Origin of the sequence: Bordetella petrii (assembly GCF_000067205.1) — a bacterium.
GTDB classification, from domain to species: Bacteria; Pseudomonadota; Gammaproteobacteria; order Burkholderiales; family Burkholderiaceae_B; genus Bordetella_A; species Bordetella_A petrii.
On record NC_010170.1, the window covers coordinates 305,669 to 325,500 of the forward strand.

Annotated in this window: 17 protein-coding genes; 11 read left to right on the forward strand and 6 right to left on the reverse strand. The window is 67.9% G+C overall.

Annotation, left to right across the window (positions count from 1 at the left end; all coding sequences use genetic code 11):
* Positions 1-13: 13 nt before the first annotated feature.
* Both BPET_RS01380 and BPET_RS01385 read left to right on the forward strand, forming a co-directional pair.
* Positions 14-1,231: an ABC transporter substrate-binding protein gene (locus tag BPET_RS01380; protein ID WP_012247302.1), complete on the forward strand. Its 1,218-nt coding sequence runs from the start codon at positions 14-16 to the stop codon at positions 1,229-1,231.
* The gene (locus BPET_RS01385) at positions 1,228-2,232 is read left to right on the forward strand and encodes an alpha/beta hydrolase family protein (protein ID WP_012247303.1); all 1,005 of its coding nucleotides are present in this window, start codon (positions 1,228-1,230) and stop codon (positions 2,230-2,232) included. The genes BPET_RS01380 and BPET_RS01385 overlap by 4 nt, the downstream gene beginning before the upstream one ends.
* Here BPET_RS01385 and BPET_RS01390 read toward each other — a convergent pair.
* The gene (locus BPET_RS01390) at positions 2,183-3,397 is read right to left on the reverse strand and encodes an alpha-hydroxy acid oxidase (protein WP_012247304.1); all 1,215 of its coding nucleotides are present in this window, start codon (positions 3,395-3,397) and stop codon (positions 2,183-2,185) included. The genes BPET_RS01385 and BPET_RS01390 overlap by 50 nt on opposite strands.
* 121 nt (positions 3,398-3,518) lie before the next feature.
* Here BPET_RS01390 and BPET_RS01395 point away from each other — a divergent pair, with 121 nt between their 5' ends.
* The 9 genes from BPET_RS01395 (at position 3,519) to BPET_RS01435 (ending at position 14,567) form a co-directional block, all read left to right on the forward strand.
* Positions 3,519-4,418 carry a LysR family transcriptional regulator gene (locus tag BPET_RS01395; RefSeq protein WP_012247305.1) on the forward strand — a complete coding sequence of 300 codons (900 nt, stop codon included), beginning with the start codon at positions 3,519-3,521 and terminating at the stop codon, positions 4,416-4,418.
* Between the two features lie 303 nt (positions 4,419-4,721).
* Positions 4,722-6,161 carry a M81 family metallopeptidase gene (locus BPET_RS01400; RefSeq protein WP_012247306.1) on the forward strand — a complete coding sequence of 480 codons (1,440 nt, stop codon included), beginning with the start codon at positions 4,722-4,724 and terminating at the stop codon, positions 6,159-6,161.
* 68 nt (positions 6,162-6,229) lie between these two features.
* Positions 6,230-7,813 carry an ABC transporter substrate-binding protein gene (locus BPET_RS01405; RefSeq protein WP_012247307.1) on the forward strand — a complete coding sequence of 528 codons (1,584 nt, stop codon included), beginning with the start codon at positions 6,230-6,232 and terminating at the stop codon, positions 7,811-7,813.
* Between the two features lie 34 nt (positions 7,814-7,847).
* Positions 7,848-8,783 (forward strand): ABC transporter permease, encoded by a 936-nt coding sequence (locus BPET_RS01410; RefSeq protein WP_012247308.1) that lies wholly within the window; start codon positions 7,848-7,850, stop codon positions 8,781-8,783.
* Positions 8,784-8,804: 21 nt separating this feature from the next.
* Positions 8,805-9,701 (forward strand): ABC transporter permease, encoded by an 897-nt coding sequence (locus BPET_RS01415; protein ID WP_012247309.1) that lies wholly within the window; start codon positions 8,805-8,807, stop codon positions 9,699-9,701.
* A 9-nt stretch (positions 9,702-9,710) separates the two neighbouring features.
* Positions 9,711-10,742, forward strand: a complete 1,032-nt coding sequence (locus BPET_RS01420) for an ABC transporter ATP-binding protein (RefSeq protein ID WP_012247310.1) — start codon at positions 9,711-9,713, stop codon at positions 10,740-10,742.
* Positions 10,739-11,767: an ABC transporter ATP-binding protein gene (locus BPET_RS01425; protein ID WP_085970196.1), complete on the forward strand. Its 1,029-nt coding sequence runs from the start codon at positions 10,739-10,741 to the stop codon at positions 11,765-11,767. The genes BPET_RS01420 and BPET_RS01425 overlap by 4 nt, the downstream gene beginning before the upstream one ends.
* Before the next feature lie 23 nt (positions 11,768-11,790).
* On the forward strand, positions 11,791-12,702 hold the full coding sequence (locus BPET_RS01430) for an ornithine cyclodeaminase family protein (RefSeq protein WP_012247312.1): 912 nt from the start codon (positions 11,791-11,793) through the stop codon (positions 12,700-12,702).
* A gap of 20 nt (positions 12,703-12,722) precedes the next feature.
* Positions 12,723-14,567, forward strand: a complete 1,845-nt coding sequence (locus BPET_RS01435) for an amidase (protein WP_197535836.1) — start codon at positions 12,723-12,725, stop codon at positions 14,565-14,567.
* Positions 14,568-14,589: 22 nt separating this feature from the next.
* Here the strand turns inward: BPET_RS01435 and BPET_RS01440 are convergent, their stop codons facing one another.
* The 5 genes from BPET_RS01440 to BPET_RS01460 all read right to left on the reverse strand — a co-directional run bounded on the left by BPET_RS01440 (position 14,590) and on the right by BPET_RS01460 (position 19,831).
* Entirely contained in the window at positions 14,590-15,513 is a 924-nt protein-coding gene (locus BPET_RS01440) for a phosphoribosyltransferase family protein (RefSeq protein WP_012247314.1), read from the reverse strand.
* A gap of 240 nt (positions 15,514-15,753) precedes the next feature.
* Positions 15,754-16,719, reverse strand: a complete 966-nt coding sequence (locus tag BPET_RS01445; protein WP_041862615.1) for an ABC transporter permease — start codon at positions 16,717-16,719, stop codon at positions 15,754-15,756.
* A complete protein-coding gene (locus BPET_RS25665; protein WP_041862616.1) occupies positions 16,706-17,668 on the reverse strand; it encodes an ABC transporter ATP-binding protein in 963 nt (320 codons plus the stop codon). Before BPET_RS25665 ends, BPET_RS01445 begins: the two co-directional genes overlap by 14 nt.
* Complete coding sequence (locus BPET_RS01455) at positions 17,665-18,786, reverse strand: COG1470 family protein (protein ID WP_231852647.1); 1,122 nt, start codon at positions 18,784-18,786, stop codon at positions 17,665-17,667. The genes BPET_RS25665 and BPET_RS01455 overlap by 4 nt, the downstream gene beginning before the upstream one ends.
* Positions 18,787-19,105: 319 nt before the next feature.
* A complete protein-coding gene (locus tag BPET_RS01460) occupies positions 19,106-19,831 on the reverse strand; it encodes a GntR family transcriptional regulator (RefSeq protein ID WP_012247317.1) in 726 nt (241 codons plus the stop codon).
* Position 19,832: the final 1 nt, after the last annotated feature.

The following is a 19,832-nucleotide window of genomic DNA, read 5'->3' on the forward strand; positions in this document are numbered from 1 at the left end:
GGAGACAGAAATCATGAAGAATTCCGCAAGCCGCCGCGCCGCGGCATGGTTGGCGTGCCTGGCGCTGGGAGCGGCCGGCATGGCTCGCGCCAACGACGCCGACGGCGTCAAGATCGGCGTGCTGACCGACATGGCCGGGGTTACGGCCGATGCCACCGGCAAAGGCTCGGTCGAGGCCGCGCGCATGGCTATCGAGGAAATGGGCGGCAAGGTGCTGGGCAAGCCTGTCGCCCTGGTGGTGGGCGATCACCAGCACAAGCCCGACATCGGCAGCAGCATGGCGCGCCAATGGTACGACGCCGACGGCGTCGATGTGATCGTGGATGTGCCCAATTCGTCGGTCGCGCTGGCCGTGCAGGCTGTGGCGCGCGAAAAGAAGAAGCTGGTGATGTTCTCCAGCCCGGGCACGACGGCGCTGACGCAGGCGCAGTGCTCGCCCTATGGCGTGCAATGGACATACACCACCTATGCCCTGTCGCGCGGCACGGCCAACGCCGTGGTGCAAGAGGGCAACAAGACCTGGTTCATCCTGGCTTCCGATTATGCGTTCGGCAAGCAGTTGGCCGCGGACACGTCGGCGGTGGTGGCGGCCAACGGCGGCAAGGTGGTGGACACGGTGTACCACCCGCTGAACGCATCGGATTTTGCATCGTTCCTGCTGCAGGCCCAGGCCTCGAAGGCGCAGATCGTGGCCGTGGCCAACGCCGGCGGCGACACCATCATGGCCATCAAGCAGGCCGCCGAGTTCGGCATCGGGCAGGGCGGGCAGAAGCTGGCGGCCATGTTGCTGCTGCTGACCGACGTGCACAGCCTGGGCCTGCAGGCGGCGCAGTCCACGTACCTGACCGTGCCGTCTTACTGGGACATGAATGACGGCACGCGCGCCTTCAGCAAGCAGTTCCAGGCCCGGGTGGGCCATCCCCCCACTTTCCTGCAGGCCGGGGTATATGGCGCCGTGCGCCATTACCTGAAGTCTGTGCGGGCCGCGGGCACCACCGACAGCGAGGCGGTCATGGCCAAGATGAAATCGCTGCCCATCGACGATGCCTTCAGCCTGAACGCCCATATCCGGGCCGACGGCCTGGTGGTGCGCGACATGCTGCTGGCGCAGGTCAAGGCGCCGGGGCAGTCGAGCCAGCCTTGGGACTATTACCGGGTGGTGCGCACCATTGCGGGCCAGGCGCTGGCCTGGCCGCTGCCGGAAAGCCAGTGTCCATTGGTCAAGCCATGACGCGGCCGCTGGAACTGGCCGATTTCGGCAGTTTCTTTGCAGGCGGCAGGCCCGTGCGCATCACGGGCGAGCCTGTGCGTGATGTGGCTTTCACGCGCACGGCGTCGCTGCAGTACGACCCTAACGGCCACTACCATTTCGAGCAGGCGTACGTGCAGTATTTCGTGCCCGCGCGGCGCCGCCAGCCCTTGCCTCTGGTGCTGCTGCATGGCGGCGGCATGACCGGCGCCATGTGGGAAACCACGCCCGATGGGCGTCCGGGCTGGCTGCAGCACTTGCTGGGGCTGGGGCATGCGGTGTACGTGGTGGATAACGTCGAGCGCGGCCGCGCTGGCTGGGCGCCGTTTGGCAGCGTGTGGCCCGATGCGCCCATCATCCGCAATGCCGAGGAAAGCTGGTCGCTGTTCCGTTTTGGTGCGCCGGCGGCCTACGCGCAACGGCGCGGCTTCGATGGATTGCGCTTTCCGCTGGCTGCCTTCGATACGTTCATCCAGCACGCCGTGCCGCGCTGGCTGGGCAACAACGACGCAGCGCTGCGGGCCCTGTGCGCGGTCATCGATCGCGTCGGCCCCTGCGTGGTAGTGGCGCACAGCCATGGCGGCGAGGTGGCGTTTCGCGCATTGCACGAGCGCCCCGCGCAGGTGCGCGGGGTAGTGGCTATCGAGCCCTCGGGTTTCGCTGAACCGGTGCGGGCGCCGGCCGTAGCCGGCAAGCCGTTCTTGTTCGTCTACGGCGACTACCTGGACGCCACGCCGCTGTGGCAACGCCTGGCAGCCGCGGGCCGCCAGTATGCCGATGCGCTGGCGGCCCAAGGAGGCCATGTGGAAATGTGGCGGCTGGCCGACATGGGCATACGAGGCAATTCCCACATGCTGATGATGGACGACAACAGCGATGAGATCGCGCGGCGCGTGTCCGGCTGGCTGTGCGAGGCGGCGGCGCGCGGCGGCTTCAATCCAGCGCCACCAGGAACGAGCGGTCGAGCTCCTGGAGACGGGTGATGCCCAGCATGCCCATGTTGCGGGCGATCTCGTCGCGCATCAATTGCAGGGCATGACGCACGCCGTCTTCACCGGCCACCGATGCGGCGTAATTAAAGGGCCGGCCCACGAACACGGCGTGCGCGCCTAGCGCCAGGGCCTTCATCGCGTCGGTGCCGCGGCGCACGCCGCTGTCCAGCATCACCGTCATGCCGCCGGCCTGCTCCAGGATTTCGGGCAGCACGCGCAGCGGCGACACCGCGCCGTCGAGCTGCCGGCCGCCGTGGTTGGACACAATGATGCCGTCCATGCCCTGTTCGCGCGCGCGTCGCGCGTCGTCGGTGCCGAGGATGCCCTTGATCACCATCGGCCCTTGCCAGCGTCGGCGGATCTGCGCCGCGTGGGTCCAGTTGAGATAGCCGCGGTCGGAAAAGTCGCGCAGCACGCGCTTGGACAAAATCGGGGCGCCGCGTGTGGCGTAGTTGTTCTCGAAATGCGGCATGCCGTGGCGCACCAGTGTGCGCAGGAAGGTGCCCAGCAGCCAGCGTGGATGCGACAGGCCCTGGTAGGCCAGCCCCAGGCCCGGCTTGAGCGGGGTACTGAAGCCGGCCCGCACGTTGTTTTCGCGGTTGGCCTGCACGGGCGTATCTACCGTGAGCACTAGCGTCTGCACCCCCGCGGCGGCCACGCGGTCGATCAGCGCGCCGATGTGCGAGTCGTCGCCGGGCAGATAAGCCTGGAACCACGTGCCGGGGGCCGCGTCCATGACTTCTTCCAGGCGGATCAGCGACGAGCCGCTCATGATGCAGGGCACGTTGGCCGCCTGCGCCGCGCGCGCCAGCACGATGTCGCCACGGTAGGCGGTCAGGGCGGCGATGCCCATGGGGGCGATGCCCACAGGCGAGGCGTAGCGCTGGCCGAACAACTCGACGTCCTGGCGGCGGGACGACACGTCCACCAGCACGCGGGTGCGAAAACCGTAGCGGGAAAACGCCTGGCGGTTGTCTCGTTCGGCCTGCCGGTCTTCGACCGAGCCGGCCACATATTCAAAGATGGGACGCGGCAGGCGGCGCCGGGCCGCGGCCTCGAAATCGTGCAGCGACAGGAACCGGCGCAGCGGACGCGGAGGCGCATAGGCGGAGCGGGGCGAGGCGGACGGCGGGCTCGGTTCGGCGGGCAGGGTCATGGCAGCTTCCAGCGGGCATGCCCGGCCAACGCCGGGCGGGGATGCTCGGACTATAGCGGCCTGAAAAGTTAGAATAAAGCGAATTTATTCTTCTGAATTTATTCGATTTTATTCAACTGTCATGACGCTCAAGCAACTCGAGGCGTTCTACTGGGCAGCCACCTGCAAGAATTTTTCGGTGGCGGCCGGCCGCCTGAATATCTCGGTGTCGTCGTTGTCCAAGCGCATCGGCGAACTGGAAGCCGCCATCGGCGCCGATCTGTTCAACCGCGACAACCGCAGCGCGGTGCTGACCCCATTGGGCGACCGCCTGCTGGCCCATGCCCGCGACGTGCTGCGCAGCGCTGAACATTTCATGCGCCGGGCCAGCGACGCCCGGGCGCTGTCGGGACGTTGCCGATTCGGCGTGGGCGAGCTGACCTCGCTGACCTGGATGCCGCGCCTGATTTCGCTGATCCAGCGTACCCACCCCAATCTGTCGGTCGAGCCTCATGCCAACCTGGGCCAGGTGCTGGAGCCGAGGCTGGAAGACGGTGAACTGGATTTCGCCATTATTGCCGGGCCGTCGACGCGCACCGCCATTGCGTCGCACAGTATCGGCCAGGTGCAGTTCGTGTGGGTGGCCGCGCCGGGGCTGTATCGGGGCGCCCAACCGCTGCGCGCGCAAGATGTGGCTGGACAGACGTTGGTAACCTTGCCCAACAGCGCCGGCACGGTGCGCATCCTGGACGAATGGCTGGTCGAACACCAGGTGACCGCGGGCCGGCGCATGACATGCGAAAACCTCGGCGCGGTGGCGGGCATGCTGAAGGAAGGGTTGGGCATCGGTTTCCTGCCGCGCGCCTGGGCGGCCGAACTGGTGCGGCGCGGCCACCTGGCTGAACTTGGCCGGTTGCCCCCGCTGCGACCCCTGGCCTATACCTACCAATGGCGGCGCGACGACACGCGTCCCATGGTGCAGCAGTTGCGCGAACTGGCCGCGCAGGCGGCCGATTTCGAGATGCTGCCCTGCCTGATGTAGTCCCGTGGCGGCCGCATGGCGGGGCCATGCCCAAAGGTTATGAGTACTGCTGCGTTTGCTATTTGTGCCGCGTCAGGGCACGATTGCATGATAAGCGCTGCATCGGCCCGTTCATGCGGGACGATGACAATAACGCGACCGCCGCGACACGCAGGCGGGACTCTTCCCGATTGAACAACAATCCCAGGGGGAAAACATCGTTCAGGCCCGTGCCGTATTGCGGCATGGCATGCAGCCGCGCGGGTTCGCGCCGGCTGACGCGTCCTGGGCCGCATGTTCTTCTCCCGTTTGCCGAGGACGATCATGCGAGTATTCAGTGCCGGTCTGGGAACAGAAACCAATACTTTCGCGCCGATGCCCACCAGCCTGGCATCGTTTCGCGATCGCGATTACTACCCGGCCGGCACTCATCCCGACAGCGTCACCTTCGCGGGCGCGCCCCTGTATGTGGCGCGCCTGCGCGGCAAGCCGCTGGGCTGGGAACTGCATGAAGGCATGGTCTCGTCGGCTCAGCCGGGCGGCATTACCACCCGCGCGGCATACGAGACCCTGCGCGACGAGCTACTGGCCGACCTGCGGCGCGCCTTGCCGGTCGATATCGTGCTGTTGGGTCTGCACGGCGCGATGGTGGCCGATGGCTACGACGATTGCGAGGGCGACATCCTGGCGCGCGTGCGCGAGATGGTCGGGCCCGGCGTGGTGGTGGGCGCGGAACTGGATCCGCATGCGCACCTGACGCCCCTGATGGTAGAGCAGGCCGATGTGCTGGTGCTGTTCAAGGAATACCCGCACACCGATATCCGCGAGCGCGCCGAAGAGCTGGTCACGCTGTGCGTGGCGGCCCACGAAGGCCGCATCGCGCCCAAGGCCGCGCTGGTCGACTGCGAAATGATCGTGCCCATGCATACCTCGCGCGATCCTGCGCGCGGCTTCGTGCGGCGCATCCAGGAAATGGAAGGCCGCGACGGAATTCTGTCCATCTCGGTGGCACAGGGCTTTGCGACTGGCGACGTGCCCGAGATGGGCACCAAGGTGCTGGTGTACAGCGATGGCGATGCCAGGGCCGCGGCCCGGCTGGCGCGCCAGCTGGCCGACGAACTCATCGGCCTGCGCGAGCAGCTGATGGTGCCGTACCGCACCATTGACGAGGCGCTGGACGAGGCCCTGGCGTTCGAGGGCGGGCCGGTGGTGCTGGCCGACCGCCCCGACAACCCCGGCAGCGGCGCGCCCGGCGATTCCACCTTCGTGTTGCGCCGGCTGCTCGAGCGCGGCATCGATAATGTGGCGCTGGGCCCGCTCTGGGACCCGGTGGCCGTGCGCATTGCCTTCGACGCCCAGCCGGGCGCCACGCTGCCGATGCGGCTGGGCGGCAAGATCGGTCCGTTGTCGGGCGACCCCGTAGACACGACCTGCACCGTCAAGGCGCTCAAGCGCGACCTGGTCATGACGGGCCTGTCGGGGGCACCCGCGCCCATGGGCGATTGCGCGTTGGTGGAAACGCAGGGAATCGAGATCGTGCTGACCTCGATCCGTAACCAGGCCATCAACGTGGATCTGTTCGCGCAGTTGGACTGCGACCTGCCGGCCAAGAAAATCGTGGTGGTGAAATCGGCGCAGCATTTCTATGCGTCGTTCTCGACCGTGGCGCGGCACGTCATCTACGTGGGCGGGCGCGGGGTCGCCACGCCAGACTGGAAAACCTTGCCGTACAAGAAGATCCGCCTGCCCAAGTGGCCGCTGTAGCCGGCGCGCCCATCCAGCAGTATTCGACATACCTAAAGAAGTATTCGACTTGCCAGGAGAATGACTCTATGAAGAAGAACCGACTGCTGACCGCTTTTGCCGCCACCGCCCTGGCGGCGGCCTGCGTGATCGCGCCGGCCGCCGCCCAGGCTGAGGGCAAGACGCTGCGCATCGTGCCGCACGCGGACCTGAAGGTGCTGGACCCCACCTTCACCACGGCCTATATCACGCGCAACTTCGGCTACATGGTGTACGACACCCTGTTCGCCATGGACGCCAAGGGCGAACCGCAGCCGCAGATGGTCGACAGCTACAAGGCTTCGGAAGACAAGAAAACCTGGACCTTCGTGCTGCGCGACGGCTTGAAGTTCAGCGACGGCCAGCCGGTGAAGGCGGCCGACTGCGTGGCGTCACTGCAGCGCTGGACGGCGCGGGACAACATCGGCCGGGCCCTGACCGCGGCCGGCGGCAAGTGGCAGGCGGTGGACGACAAGACCTTCACGCTGACGCTCGAACGCCCCTTCGGCCTGGTGCTGGACGGTCTGGCCAAGGTGTCCAGCTACCCCGCGTTCATCCTGCCCGAACGGCTGGCCAAGATGCCGGCCGACCGCCCGCTGACCGAAGTCGTAGGCTCGGGCCCCTACCTGTTCAAGCGCGACGAATGGCTGCCGGGCAGCAAGGTGGTATTCGTGCGCAACCCCGACTACGTTGCCCGCAGCGAGGCGCCGTCGGGGCTGGCCGGCAGCAAGCGCTCGCACGTCGATCGCGTCGAATGGGTGGTGCTGCCCGACTCCAACAGCGCCGTGGCCGCGCTGAAGAATAAGGAAGTCGACATGATCGAGCAGACGCCGCCCGACTATATCGAGCCTTTGCGCGCCGAGGCCGGCATCAAAGTGGGCGTCATCGAGCAGAACCAGGCCTATATGGTGCTGAACCAGGCGCTGCCGCCGTTCAACAATATCAAGGCGCGGCAGGCCGTGGCGCACATGATCGACCAGGCCAAGTTCGTGGCGGCCATGGGGTATCCGCCCGACCTGCGCCGCGATTACTGCGCCACTTTCTTCATTTGCGGCTCGACCAACGATACCGATGCCGGCTCCAAGCCGTACGCCAAGCCCGACCTGGCCGCGGCCAAGCAGGCATTGGGCGAATCGGGCTACAAGGGCGAGAAGATCGTCGTGATGCTGCCCACCACGCCCACCTACCTGAACTCGGCCACGCTGGTTGCCGTGCAGGCCTTGCAGGAGCTGGGCATGAACCTCGATATCCAGTCGATGGACTGGGCCTCGATGACGGCGCGCCGCAGCAAGAAGTCGCCGCTGGACCAGGGCGGCTGGAACGTGTTCCTTTCATCGGCGTCCGAATTCAACGTGAATTCACCGCTTAACAACACGTACCTGGCCGCCACCTGCGGCAATACGCTGCCGGGCTGGCCTTGCGACAAAGAGCTCGACGAACTGCGCGTGCAATGGATCGCCGCGGTGGACCCGGCCGAACGCAAACAGCTGCTCGACCGCTTCCAGGAACGCGCCTACCAGGCATTTCCGAATATCCCGGTGGGCCAGTTCTCGCGCACGTACTCGGCCGACAAGTCGCTGAAGAATCTCGACCTGGCCTGGAGCGTGCCGAACGTCTGGGTGCTGGACAAGTGAGCCGCGCACCCGTTCTCGTCCTGTCGAGGCCGTCATGGGATACCTGATACGTCGCGTGCTGTCGGTGGTGCCGGTCATGCTGGTGGTGGCCGTCATCGCCTTCCTGCTCATCCACCTGTCGCCCGGCGACCCGGCGGCGCTCATCGCCGGCGACTTCGCCACCGCCGAAGACATTGCCCGCCTGCACACGGCGCTGGGCCTGGACGAGCCGCTATGGCGCCAGTTCGCGCTGTGGGCCGGCCGGCTGCTGCAGGGCGACCTGGGCACCTCGATCTTCACCCATGTGCCGGTGACCCAGTTGCTGGCGCAGCGCGTCGAGCCCACGCTGTCGATTGCGGCGTTGACCATGACGTTGTCCATCCTGGTGGCTATCCCGCTGGGCGTGCTGGCCGCCTACCGCGCCGGCTCGTGGGTGGACCGCCTGGTGATGGTGTTCGCGGTGCTGGCGTTCTCGGTGCCGGTGTTCCTGGTGGGGTACCTGCTGATCTACGGTTTCGCGGTCAAGCTGCAGTGGCTGCCGGTGCAGGGCTACACCAGCCTGTCGCACGGCGTATGGCCGTGGCTGCGCAACCTGATCCTGCCTTGCGTGAACCTGGCCCTGGTGTACATCGCCCTGATCACGCGCATGACGCGCGCCACGGTGCTGGAAGTGCTGCACGAAGACTACATCCGCACCGCCCGCGCCAAGGGGCTGGCCGTGCTGCCGGTGCTCGAACACGCGCTTCGCAACGCGGCCATACCCATCGCCACCACGGTGGGGGTGGGCATTGCCTTGCTGATCGGCGGCGTGGTGGTCACCGAGACGGTGTTTGCCATTCCCGGCCTGGGGCGCCTGGTCATCGACGCTGTCGAGCACCACGACTACCCGGTGATTCAGAGCGTGCTGCTGATCTCGGCGGGCACCTACGTGCTGATCAACCTGCTGATCGACCTGAGCTACCGGTTGTTCGATCCGCGCATCCGTTACTGACCTGCTTTCCGGAAGACCCGAATGTCCGACAGTACGATTTCTTCGGTGAACAGCCCGGTCGTGGTGCACCAGGCGCTGTCGGCCGGCGCGCTGCGCTGGCGCTGGATACGCAAGCACCCCACCTTGCTGCTGGGCCTGCTGCTGCTGTTGCTGGTGGCGGCCATCTCGCTGGCCGCACCCTGGATCGCCACTCACGATCCGCTGGCCATCAATCCGCTGCAACGCCTGAAACCGCCGTCGGCCGAGCATTATTTCGGCACCGATGCGCTGGGCCGCGACATCTATAGCCGCGCGGTCTGGGGCGGGCGGGTGTCGCTGGTGGTGGCGATCTGCGTGGCGGCGCTGGCCAGCGTGCTCGGCGTGGTGCTGGGGCTGCTGGCCGGATTCGTGCGCTGGGCCGACGCGGTGATCATGCGCATCATGGACGGCATGATGGCCATTCCCGACATCCTGCTGGCCATCGCGCTGATGGCGGTGATCCGCGCCAGCCTGACCACGGTGATCATCGCCATCACGGTGCCGCAGATTCCGCGCGTGGTGCGCCTGGTGCGCTCTTTGGCGCTGACCTTGCGCGAGCAGCTGTTCGTCGAAGCCGCCCACGCCATCGGCACGCGGCTGCCCGTCATTCTGTGGCGTCACGTGCTGCCCAACACCATTACGCCGCTGATCGTGCAGGCCACCTTCATCGCCGCCACCGCGGTGCTGACCGAAGCCGTGCTGTCGTTCCTGGGCGTGGGCGTGCCCGCGCAGGTGCCGAGCTGGGGCAACATGATGGCCGAGGGCCGCAATTTCGTGGCCGTGGCGTTCCATACCATTCTGTACCCGGGCATTCTGCTGGCCGTGACGGTGCTGGCTATCAACCTGATGGGCGACGGCCTGCGCGATGCGCTGGACCCGCGCCTGGCGAACCGCTTGTAGGAGACCGCGATGGCCGTATCTTCAGCGCCGCCCGCCGCAGCCGGCACGCCCTTGCTCGAAGTCGACAACCTGTCGACCTATTTCGACACCGTGTCCGGCACGGTGCGTTCGGTGGACGGGGTGTCGTACCGGGTCGAAGCCGGCCGCACCCTGGGCGTGGTGGGCGAATCCGGTTGCGGCAAGAGCGTCACCGCCTTGTCCATTCTGCGCCTGGTGCCCACCCCGCCCGGCCGCTATGCCGGCGGCCAGGTGCGCTACCGCGGCACCAACCTGCTTGCCCTGACCGAAAAGCAGATGCGCCAGATTCGTGGCAACCGCATCTCGATGATTTTCCAGGAGCCCATGACCTCGCTGAATCCGGTGCTGACTGTGGGCCGGCAAATCGCCGAGACCGTCATGGTGCATCAGGGCGCCAGCCGGCGCGATGCATACCGGCGCGCCGAGGAAATGCTGCGGCTGGTGCAGATCGCCGAGCCCGAGCGGCGCGTGCACGAGTACCCGCACCAACTGTCGGGCGGCATGCGCCAGCGCGTCATGATCGCCCTGGCGCTCGCCTGCAACCCGGAAGTGCTGATCGCCGACGAGCCCACCACCGCGCTCGACGTGACGATACAGGCGCAGATCATCGATCTGCTGCGCTCGCTGCAGCAGAAGCTCGGCATGGGCATCGTGATGATCACGCACGACCTGGGCGTGGTGGCCGAGTGCTGCGATCGCGTGGTGGTGATGTACGCCGGCCGCAAAGTCGAGGAAGCGCCGGTGGCCGAGCTGTTCGACCGGCCATTGCACCCGTATACCCGCGCGTTGATGGCGTCGATGCCGTCGATGAACACGTCGGCCGAGCGCCTGGCCGAGATTCCCGGCATGGTGCCCGCGCCCAGCGAGCTGGGCCAGGGCTGCAGCTTCGCGCCTCGCTGCGCCTATGCCACCGAGCGCTGCCGGCGCGAAACGCCCGGCCTGGACGCGCACGGCGCGGACCATGTGGTGGCCTGTTTCGAGGCGGGCCGGATTGCTGTCGAACTGCAAGGAGCCGCCGTATGAACCCGCTGGATCATTCCATGGCCGAGCCGCAGGCCGCGTCGGACGGCGCGCCGCTGCTCGAGGTGCGCGACTTGAAAATGCACTTCGCGGGCCGCCGCGGCCTGCTGCGCCGGCCCGAGCGTGTCATTCAGGCGGTGGACGGCGTGTCGTTTTCGGTGGCGCGCGGCGAGACGCTGGCCCTGGTGGGCGAGTCCGGCTGCGGCAAGACGACCACCGGCAAGTCGGTGCTGCGTCTGATCCAACCCACCAGCGGATCGGTGAAACTCGATGGCGAAGAAATCCTGTCGTTGCCGCCCGAGCAGTTGCGCCAGCGCCGCCGCGACATGCAGATTATTTTCCAGGACCCTTACGCGTCGTTGAGCCCGCGCATGTCGGCCGGGCAGATCGTGGCCGAGCCCATGCGCAACTTCCCGGACCTGCAGCGCGCCCGCTCGCGGCGGGACGAACTGGCCTGGCTGTTCTCCAAGGTGGGGCTGCGCCCCGAAGCCATGGACAAGTTCCCCCACGAGTTTTCCGGGGGGCAGCGCCAGCGCCTGGGCATCGCGCGTGCGCTGGCCCTGCGGCCCAAGCTGATCGTGTGCGACGAGCCTGTGTCGGCGCTGGACGTCTCGGTGCAGGCGCAGGTCATCAACTTGCTGATGGACTTGCAGCGCGAACTGGGTATAGCCTATCTGTTCGTGGCGCATGACCTGGCGGTGGTGCGGCATATCAGCCACCGGGTGGCCGTGATGTACCTGGGGCGCATTGTCGAGGTGGCCGATCGCGACACGCTGTTTTCGCGTCCGCTGCACCCTTACACAGAGATCCTGCTGTCGGCGGTGCCGGTGCCCGATCCACACCGGCCGGCGCAGCGCCGCCTGCTGCCAGGCGACCCGCCCAGCCCGGCCAACCCGCCCTCGGGCTGTCGGTTCCACACGCGCTGCCCGCTGGCGCAGCCGGTATGTCGCGAACAGCAGCCAGCGCTGACGCCGCGCCCGGCCGGCGCGCCGCAGCCGGTGCAATGGGTGGCGTGCCATTTCCGCTGAACGCCGTTGCCAGGAGTTTTCCCATGTTATTCATTTCCGATGACCAGGTGGCCCAGTCGATCACCATGCGTGACGCGGTGGCCGCCATGCGCGCGCTGTTCGAAGACCTGGGCCGCCATGCCGGCGTGATCCAGGAACGCGTGCGCGTGCACGACGCCGGGGTGTCGCTGTCGATGATGGGCGGCATCCACACCAGCGCGGGCGTCATGGGCGCCAAGGTGTATCCCACCGTGAAGGGCCAGTTCAACTTCATTATTCCGCTGTTTTCCTGCGACGACGGGCGCCTGCTGTGCACGGTGGCGGGCAATGCCCTGACGCGCCTGCGCACGGCGGCGGTCACGCGCGTGGCGGCCGATTGCCTGCGGCCCGGGCCGGGCCGGCGCGTGGCGGTGTACGGCAGCGGCGTGCAGGCCGAGGCCCATGTGGAAGCCTTCGCGCTGGATGGCTACGCCACCGAGTTCCGCCTGTGCTCGCGCGGCGACGCAACGGCGCTGGCCGAGCAATGGCAGCAACGCTACGGGGTGCCTGTGACATGCGCCGACGCTGCCGACGCGGCAGCCTGGGCCGACGTGATCATCACCGCCACGCGCGCGGCCGAACCCCTGTTCGATGGCAAGTTGCCCCGCCCGGGCACGCTGGTGGCAGCGATCGGATCGTCGAAGCCCGTGACACGCGAAGTCGACGACGAGGTGTTGCGGCGCGCTTCGATGATCGTGGTCGAGGCGGCCGGCCAGGCCGCGCGCGAAGGCGGCGAGCTGGTCATGGCCGGGCCGGATACTGGCGCCCGCGACAAGCTGGTTGAACTGGGCGCGTTGCTGCCGCGCGCCGATACGGCCCGGGCCGCGGGCGACCTGCTGGTGTACAAGTCGGTGGGCATCGGCCTGGAAGACGTGGCGCTGGCCAACCATATCTATCAACGCGTTGCCGCAGCCTGACGGCGCAGCGGAATTTCAGCATGCGCGATGCCCCTGTTGCGCCCGCCGGCATCGCCGATGCCGACCAGGCGGTGGTCGAATCCGACATCGCGACCCTGCAGGCGTTGATGACCCAGGGCGTCCTGAGTTCGCAGGCGCTGGTGCGTGCCTACCTGCGCCGCGTCGCCGCATACGACCAGCAGGGTCCCGCGCTCAATGCGATCGCGGCGCTGCACCCGGACGCCTTGCGGCAGGCCCGCGAACTGGACGCTGAGCGTGCTGCCGGGCGTCTGCGCGGCCCGTTGCACGGTATTCCCGTGCTGGTCAAAGACAATTTCCACGTGGCGGGCTTGCCCACCAGCGCCGGCACACTGGCCCTGGCGGACTGGGGGCCGGGCCCCGAGGCCGGCGTGGTGCGGCGGCTGCGCGCGGCGGGTGCGGTAATTCTGGGCAAGACCACGCTGCACGAGCTGGCGTGCGGCATCATCAATATTTCGTCGTTGACCGGACAGACGCGCAATCCGTATGCGCCCGGGCGGGCGCCGGGCGGCTCCAGCGGCGGCACGGCGGCGGCCGTGGCGGGCAGTTTCGCCGCGGCCGGACTGGGCAGCGACACCAGCGGCTCGATACGCGTGCCCGCCGCGGCCAACAACCTGGTGGGCCTGCGTCCGACGCGCGGCCTGGCCAGCCGTGCCGGCATCGTGCCGCTGTCGGAAACCCAGGACACTCCCGGGCCGCTGGCACGTTCGGTGCCGGACCTGGCGCTGCTGCTGGACGCCATCGTGGGCGTCGATGCCGACGACCCCGCTACCGCGCGCGCGGCGCGCAGCCTGCCGCGGTCTTTCCATGATGCGCTGCGGCCGGATGGGCTGGCCGGCCTGCGCATCGGTGTTCTCGACGCGCTGTTCGGGACGCTGCCCGGCGAAGAAGATGTTTCCAGGGTGGCGTACGAGGCGCTGGCTGCCATGGAGCGGCTGGGGGCAAGCCTGGCGGGCGTGGATATTCCCATGCTCGCGGCCTTGTTGCCCGGCAGCAGCCTGACGCCCTACGAGTTCCGCCACGCGTTCGCCAACCACCTGGCGGCTCAGGGCGGCGCGCCGGTAAGCGGGCTGGCCGATATCCTGCGGCAAGGGCTGCATCATGAACAGCTGGACGCCGTGCTGCGCCAGCGCGAGGCGCTGCGCGATGACGATGGTTCCGGCCGCGCGGCCGTGCTGCGCGTGCGCAACCGCTTGCGGCGCGCCGTGCTGGCGTGCATGAAGCGCCACGGGGTCGATGTGCTGGCGTACCCCGCGTTGCGCTGCCGGCCGGCCTCGATCGGCGATGTGCAGGCCGGGGCCAACAGCCAGCTGGCTGCCGCTACCGGCATGCCGGCGTTGAGCCTGCCGGCGGGGTTCACGCGCGACGGCCTGCCGGTGGGGCTGGAATTGCTGGCGCGCGATCATGCCGAGCAGCAATTGCTGGACTGCGCCCGGCATTGGGAGCTAGCCATGCAGCCGCGCCGTGCGCCCTTCACGACGCCAGCCTTGCGGCGTGGCCGCGCGCCGGCAGCCCACCGCGGCACACTGCGCCTGCAGGCCGCGGGGCAGGGCAGCGCGCGGGTGCGCTACGAAATCGACCTGCCTGGCGCCGTGTTGCGTTTCGACGCGGCGGCTGATGTGCAGGCGGACGATGCCGTCATTGCCCTGGCGCTGCACGCCCCGCCATCGGGCCAGGCCGTGCGCGGCCCGATCGTAGCGCATTTGCTGCGCGGCCAAGGCAGAGCGCGGGGGACGCTGCCCTTGCGGGCAGACCTGGTACAGGCGTTGCAGGGACCAGGGCTGGAGTTGCGGCTGTACACCCGTCGGTTCCCGCTGGGGGCGGCGCAGGGCGCGCTGACGTTGTAGCGCCGGACTTTATCCCAGTTCTTTATCCCAGCTCCGCGGCGTGGCTGGCGTAGACCGACAGGGCCGTCCGGCCGTTCCACCAGTACACTCGCACCACCGGAACCCGGCGGGCGATTTCAAGCGCCTGGGCCATGTCGCTTTCAATGAAATGCGTGTGGCAGCCGGCCACGATGGCCTGTGCTTTATGCTCGGCGGTTTGCGCGGCCTGATGGCGGGTTTCGTCGCGCATGATGAGCTTGCCGTGAAATCCGTGGCGATGCAGCCACGCCTGGGTGCGGGCGCGGTCTTGCTCGGGGCGGCCGGTGATGATGGTAAGCCGGCTCAGGTCGCGCGCCGGCAGCAATTCACAAGGCAGCAGCATGTCGCGCTGCGCCAGCGTGCCGGCCAGGTCGGTAACGTAGAGATCGGGCGACAGGTCGGGCAGCAGGATGCCATCGAGGTCGATGGCCCACGATGAATAGGCGTCGGCGGGCAGGCGCGGCAGGTTGCGGGTGGCGTCGTAGGCCGGGGTGATCGATTCACGCTCCCAGGGGAACCAGGCGCGCAGTCCTGGCGGAATCTCGACCCCGAAGTCGGGCCGCACTCGCGATTCGGTGTCGTAGGCCAGCGTGAAAACCTTGAATTCGTAGCCCGACACGGCCAGGAAATCGATGCTGTCGGATAGCGTGGTGCCGCGTCCGGCGATATCTTCGACCAGCAGCACGCGCGCGCCGGCGGGAGGAATCTGCGCGGTGAACCACGACACCCGCCGGGTCGGCCGATGGTACGACAGGGCATGCAAGGGCAGGTCGAGCGCGGTGCAGGCAATGAGCGCCGCCGGCAGACCGCCACGCGCGATAGCTACGACGGCGTCGAACCGCATGCCGCGCCAGCGCGGCACATACTCGGCCACCACCTGCTCCACGCGGGCGTAGTCGTACGGAAAAGCGGCGCGTGGGGCGGACATGGCATCGAAGCGTGGACGGGGCGGGGAAATTTTGCCACATGGCGCGCAGCGCGGGTATTGGGTATTGCAGGTGTCTGGCTCCCGCCAGGGTGCCAGACACCGTATTGCTGAGCAGCCGCGGCACGGTTAGGTGTCAGGCACCTGCGAAGCCAGACACCTGTGTGGCATCTGGCCGTTCGCCTGACGCCCCGCGCGACGCGCGGCCTGTCCAGGACGTGGCGCGCCGGGGCCGGGCCGGCCTCACGCTCGCACTTCCTGGCGCTGGAACACCACGTACGTCAGCGCGAACAACAAGATGACGCCGGCGATCAGGCCCACGGCCTGGGCCCAGACGATCTGGATGCTCTGGCCGAGCGCCAGCGGCGCCCCCATGACCGCGCCTTCGAGCTGATCCAGGAAGATCGGGCCGATGGCGCGCGTCATGGGGCTGAGCACGGCGATGATGGACTCGTTGAACAACTGGGCCGGCGACAGGCGTTGCAGGGCGTGCTGCCATTCCAGCGTGGGCAGGCTGGGCTGGCCCAGCAACTGCGAGGCCAGGTCCGGCGGCGCGATGGCCTGCGCCAGCGCCGAGGACAGCAACGGCCACAGCAGGGCCAGGAACAGCCACAGACCCAGCGAGACCAGGGCGGACGTGGCCGCCGAACGGAACAGCACCGAGAACAGCATCGACAGCGCCAGCCACACGCCCGCGTACGCCAGGGCCATCAGCAGGAACAGCAGTGAACGCGCGACTTCCTGGCCGCTGGGCGGCACGCCCAGCGCCAGCAGTCCCACGCCGATGACGATGAGCCACAGGCACAGCAGGCTGATGGCCAGGGTGGCCAGGCCTGCCAGGAACTTGCCCAGCAGCAGCGCATCGCGGTAGATGGGCTGCGACAGCAGCCGGCTCATGGTGCGCCGCGAGTACTCGCCGTTGATGGCGTCGAACCCCAGGCCGATCGCCATCAGGGGGATCAGGAATCCCAGCAGCGAGGCGAACGAGGGCATGGGCGCCCGCGCCGTGGTGAACACCCGCAGGAACACGAACGGGTCTTCGGCCGTGGTGCTGCGGATCTGCTGCAGGGCGCCATACAGCGCGGCCGCCGCCGTCAGCACGATCAGCCATTCCAGCACCCGCATGCGGGCGCTGCTGAGATGGTCGGCGAACTCTTTCAGCGTGACTGCGCCCAGCCCTTTCCAGGGCGAACCTTTACGCTTTTGCATGGTGGTTCTCCTTGGCGCCGGCTTCGGCGTCGTGGAAGTAGCGGTTGTAGATGGCGTCCAGGCTGGGCAGGTCGACCGACAGGCGATGCAGGTCGCCGCCCGCCTGCACGACCGCGCGCGCGGCATCGGCGCGCACGTCGTCTTCGGCCAGCAGGCGATAGTGGCCCGGCGCCACCACATTGACATCATGCACGCCGCGTACCTGACGCAGGTGCGCTTCCAGCCCACTGCCATCGGCTTGCACGTCGACCGAAAAACCCGTGCCCAGTACCTGCCGCGCGAGCTCGGGCACGCTGCCCATTAGCGCGATGCGGCCGCGCCGGAACAACGCCACGCGGTCGCAGATGCGCTGCATGTGGTCCAGCAGGTGCGAAGACAGCAGCACGGTGACGCCGTCGGCCTTCAGGGCGCGGATCAGGTCCAGGAATTCCTCGGTGGACTGGGGATCCAGGCCCGACGTGGGCTCGTCCAGGATGGCTACACGCGCGTCTTTCATGATGATTTCGGCCAGCCCCAGCCGTTGCCGCATGCCGCGCGAGTACGTGGCCACGCGCCGGTCCGCGACTTCCGACAGGCGCATGCGCGCCAGGGCTTCGTCGATGCGGGCGGCGCGGGCGCTGGCGTCCAGCCCGAGCAGGCGCGCCGTATAGGCAAGGTTGTCGCGCGCCGTCAGGTAGTCGTAGAAGCCGACAGCATCGGGCAGGTAGCCCAGCTGGCGCTTCACGCCCAGCGGGTCGCGCTGAGGGTCGTGGCCCATGACGCGCACCGAGCCCGCGCTGACGTCGGTAAGGCCCAGCAACATCAGAATGGTGGTGGTCTTGCCCGCGCCGTTCGGGCCGAGCAGGCCGAAGATTTCGCCGCGCCCGACCTGGAACGACACGTCGTCGACGGCGCGCAGGCTGCCGTACCGCTTGGTTACGCCCTGCGCTTCAATCAGGTAGTCGTTCATCGGCGTCCGAACCTCGCAACGGCGCCCACCAGGATCAGCGCGGCGATGGCCAGGATGATGACGCCGACGATGCCCCACAGGCTGGACGTGGAAACAGTGATGCGGAAATCGCCGCTGGCCGATTGACCGTTGGCGGAGGCGCTGAGGTGAGTCATGTAGTCGCCCGCCAGCGAGCGCTCCGACGGCGTGATGCTGGCTTGCGCTTCGACCTGCTGGCCCGGGGCCAGGTGTTCGATGGTCTTGGGCTCGAACTCTACTTTCCAGCCCGACGGACCGCTGCCCGACAGCGCGACGTTGTCGGCGGCGGCGCCGCCGTCGTTGCGGATCACGACCGGTATGGTCGACGCCTTGCCGGCTTGCGCATCGCCGCTCATCAGGCCGTCGCGGCCGGCCAGTTGCAGGCGAGGCTGGCCCACGATGTCCAGCTTGAGCTGGCTGGACGCCTCGATGCCGTCGGCGCTGGCCACCACCTGCACCGGATAGCTGCCGGGCTCGGTGCTGCTGGGCGGGCGCACGGTGAGCTTGATGTCTTTCGATTCGCCGGCCTTGATCGGCAGCGCGCTGATCTGCTGGCTGCCGTAGCCCTCGGTGAAGCGCGTGTCGAAGTACTGCGGCGCCTTGGCCGCGAAGCTGACGGTAAGGTCTTTGCCGCTGTCGTTCTTCACGGTCAGCGAGTAGTCGAACGAAGACTGCGCGCCGCCCTTGATGGCCGGCAGCTTTGTATCGAGCGTGAGCTTGGTGGGCAGCTCCTTGGCCAGCATGATGTGCACGGGCAGCTCGATGCGCTGGCCGTCGCCCGAGGCCACCACGGTCAGCGTGCGCGGCTGCGTGCCCGCGTCGGCGGGAACTTTCAATTGCAGCTGCAGCGAGACGCTGTCGTCGGTGCTGGGCATGGCCGCGGCCACGGGCTGCCCGCCTCCCAGCAGGGTCGCGGTCCAGCCGTCGGGTACGCCGTCGATTGCGAGGCCGAGCCGTTCGGGAGGCAGGCCATAGTTGCGCAGTTGCAGCCTGACCGTCGAGGTGGTGCCGGGCTGCGCCGTAACGGCGGGATAGTCGGTGACAAGGTACAGGCCCTTGATGTTGCCGCCTTGTGCAAGCACAGGGGTCGACAGGAGCATTGCCGCTGCAAGGGCCAGGAAGGAAAGCGCTTTTCGCATGATGTTTTTCGGTCTCCTCGGATGCCGGGCAGGCGCAGTCGCGCATCGGCGCGTTGCGCTGCGGGTCGGCGATGGAACGGATAGCCCGGGCGTGGACGTGCCGCGCGCGGCGGCACGCGCGCCCTGCTGCGATATATGAGCGAAGCTATGCGAGTTTTGTTCCCGCCGAAATGCCTGTGCCCGTGATTGGCCGGCTTAACTTAAAAGCCGCTTAAACAGGTGCGCATGCCGCGGCGCGAAACATGACGGCGCGCTGAATGGCGCGGCGCCGCGGCGGCCGTTATCGCAAGCCTTCCGCGCGGGCCAGCTGCAGCCGATGCAGGGTGATCTGGCGCACCTCGGCCTTGCTGATTTCGATGTGCGACTTGAGCATGCGCGTGGCTTCATCGGCGCGCCGGGCAAGAACGGCGCGCAGGATCGCCGCGTGTTCCATATACGTGGCATCGACCCGGTAGTCTTTGGTGAAGTCCAATTGGCGGATGATGCGGATTTTCTCGGTGATGTCGCGATGGATCTGGGCCATTTCCGGGTTTCCCGCAGCCGCCACCAGGCCGCAATGAAAGGCTTCGTCGAGCTCGGCCACCTGCTTGCCGCTGCGCAGGCGCTCCGCTGGCGGCACCAGCCAGATGCGCTTGAGGGCGGGCAGGTCGCCCGACGCGTTCATGTCGGGCAAGCCGCAAAGGCGCGTCACCGAAGCCTGTTCCAACACAATGCGCACGTCATACAGGGCTTCGAAACGCTCGAAATCAAATGGCCGCACGCGCCAGCCGCTGCGCTGGCGCAGCAGCACGAAGCCTTCGCGCTCCAGCCGGTACAGGGCCTGGCGCACCGGGGTGCGGCTGACGCCGAAGCGGGCGACCAGTTCGCCTTCGGTAAAGTCGTCGCCCGGCAGCAGGCGGAACTCGAAAAGATCGCGCTTGATCAATTCGTAGGCCTGCCCGGCCAGCGTTACGGCGGGGCCGGTCTGCACGATCCTGCCGGGCAAAGGGGCCAGGGCGAGGCGCATG